At 64.7% G+C, this 430-nt stretch carries 1 protein-coding gene; it reads left to right on the plus strand.

Annotation, left to right across the window (positions count from 1 at the left end):
* Positions 1-430 (plus strand): IS3 family transposase (locus ACM9LZ_RS26025; RefSeq protein WP_416622400.1); only part of this gene is annotated, 430 nt, incomplete at both ends.

Genomic DNA, 430 nt, shown 5'->3' on the forward strand with positions numbered 1-430 from the left:
TGAGAATTTCCAGGTCTATGGGGTCCGCAAAGTCTGGCGGCAGTTGCAGCGCGAGGGCATCCAGGTGGCACGCTGCACGGTCGCGCGGCTGATGCGGGAGATAGGCCTGCGGGGTGCCATTCGCGGCAAGCCGGTGAAAACCACCATTGCCGACAAGGCCTTACCCTGTCCGCTGGACCGGGTGAACCGGCAGTTCCGGGCCGACAGGCCCGATCAGCTGTGGTTGTCCGATTTCACCTATGTCTCCACCTGGAGCGGGTTCGTCTATGTGGCCTTCATCATCGACGCCTTTGCCCGTCGGATCGTCGGCTGGCGGGTGTCCCGGACGGCCGATGCCGGTTTTGTCCTGGATGCCCTGGAGCAGGCCCTGCACCAGCGCCGGCCGGCGGGGAAATCCGGATTGGTCCACCATTCCGACAGGGGTAGCCAA

This window comes from Niveispirillum fermenti (genome assembly GCF_048066175.1).
Taxonomy (GTDB): Bacteria; Pseudomonadota; Alphaproteobacteria; order Azospirillales; family Azospirillaceae; genus Niveispirillum; species Niveispirillum fermenti.